Source organism: Streptomyces sp. WI03-4A (assembly GCF_033792105.1).
In the GTDB taxonomy this organism is placed as follows: domain Bacteria; phylum Actinomycetota; class Actinomycetes; order Streptomycetales; family Streptomycetaceae; genus Streptomyces; species Streptomyces collinus_A.
On record NZ_JARAUO010000096.1, the window covers coordinates 1 to 2,000 of the forward strand.

The window sequence follows — 2,000 nt, forward strand, 5'->3', positions numbered from 1 at the left end:
GTCCGCGGCACCGCCGGGGCGGCCACCGCCGCCCCGGCCGCCGCCCGGCACCGGCGCCGTGCGCCCCTGCACCCGGGTGCCTGGTGGCTCTGGTCGCTCGGCCTCGGCACGGCGGCCACCCGCACCACCAACCCCCTGCTCCTCGTGCTCCTCATGGCCGCGGCCGGCTATGTGGTGGCCACCCACCGCTCGGCCGCCCCCTGGGCCCGCTCCTACACCGCCTTCGCCAAGCTCGCGGTCGCCGTGCTCGTCGTCCGTCTCGCCTTCACGGTCGTGCTCGGCTCCCCCGTCCCCGGCTCCCACATCCTGTTCACCCTGCCCGAAGTGCCCCTCCCGCACTGGGCGCAGGGCATCAGGCTCGGCGGCCCGGTCAGCGCGGAGGCACTGCTCTTCGCCGGGTACAACGGCCTCAAGCTCGCCGCGCTCCTCATCTGCGTGGGCGCCGCCAACGCCCTGGCCGCCCCGGCCCGGCTGCTCAAGTCGCTGCCCGGCGCCCTGTACGAGACGGGCGTGGCCGTGGTCGTCGCGCTCACCTTCGCGCCGCACCTCGTCGCCGACGTCCAGCGGCTGCGCGCCGCCCGCCGACTGCGCGGCCGCCCGGACCGGGGTGTACGGGGCCTGCTCCAGGTCGGGCTGCCGGTCCTGGAGGGCGCGCTGGAACGTTCGGTCGCCCTGGCCGCCGCGATGGACGCCCGCGGCTACGGCCGCACCGCCGACGTTCCCGCCCCGGTGCGCCGCACCACGACCGCACTCACCCTCGGCGGGCTGCTCGGCGTGTGCGCGGGCACGTACGGGCTGCTCACCGCGGAGGGCGGCAGCTACGGGCTGCCGGTGCTGCTCACCGGGGTCGCCGCCGCGCTCGGGGGCCTGCGCCTGGGCGGCCGCCGCGCCCCGCGCACCCGGTACCGGCCGGAGCCGTGGGGGGCGCACGCCTGGCTGGTCGCGGGCTCGGGAGCCGCCGTCGCCGCGCTGCTCACGCTCGCCTCCGTGCGCGATCCGGGCGCGCTGAACCCCGGGGTCGTGCCGCTGGCCGCCCCCACCCTGCCGCTGTGGCCGGCCGCCGCCGTCCTGCCGGCCCTGCTGCCCGCCTTCGTCGTACCCAAGGAAACCCCGGACCCCGAGGAGCCGTCGTGATCCGCTTCGAGGAGGTCGCCGTCTCGTACGAGGGAGCGGCCCGGCCGGCCGTGCAGGACGTGGACTTCGAGGTGCCCGAGGGTGAACTGGCGCTGCTGGTCGGTCCGTCCGGGGTCGGCAAGTCGACCGTGCTGGGCGCGGTCAGCGGGCTGGTCCCGCACTTCACCGGGGGCACCCTGCGCGGCCGGGTCACGGTGGCCGGCCGGGACACGCGGACCCACCGGCCCCGCGAACTCGCCGACGTGGTGGGCACGGTGGGCCAGGACCCGCTCGCGCACTTCGTGACGGACACGGTGGAGGAGGAACTCGCCTACGGCATGGAGTCGTTGGGGCTCGCCCCGGCGGTGATGCGGCGCCGGGTGGAGGAGACCCTGGACCTGCTGGGCCTGGCCGATCTGCGGGACCGCCCGATCACCACGCTCTCCGGCGGGCAGCGCCAGCGGGTGGCGATCGGCTCGGTCCTCACGCCGCACCCGCGGGTGCTGGTCCTGGACGAGCCGACCTCGGCGCTCGACCCCGCGGCGGCGGAGGAGGTACTGGCCGTCCTGCAGCGGCTGGTCCACGACCTCGGTACGACGGTGCTGATGGCCGAGCACCGGCTGGAGCGGGTGATCCAGTACGCCGACCGGGTCGTGCTGCTGCCCGCGCCCGGCGCGGCCCCGCTGCACGGCGACCCGGCCGAGCTGATGGCCGTCTCACCGGTGTACCCGCCGGTGGTCGACCTGGGCCGGCTGGCCGGCTGGGCCCCGCTGCCGCTGACGGTACGGGACGCCCGGCGCCGGGCCGCCGGGCTGCGCGAGCGGCTGACCGGGAGCACCCCGCCGGCCGCTGCGGCCCAGGCCCCCGCGGCCGTCCCGCCTCATGGG

Annotated in this window: 2 protein-coding genes; both read left to right on the forward strand. The window is 77.7% G+C overall.

What is annotated here, in order from left to right:
* Positions 1–1,134: energy-coupling factor transporter transmembrane protein EcfT (locus PV343_RS40175; protein ID WP_415923546.1), on the forward strand; the 1,134-nt coding region annotated here is incomplete at its 5' end.
* On the forward strand, positions 1,131–2,000 hold an 870-nt coding region (locus PV343_RS40180), incomplete at its 3' end, for an ABC transporter ATP-binding protein (RefSeq protein ID WP_319152003.1). The genes PV343_RS40175 and PV343_RS40180, both read left to right, overlap by 4 nt.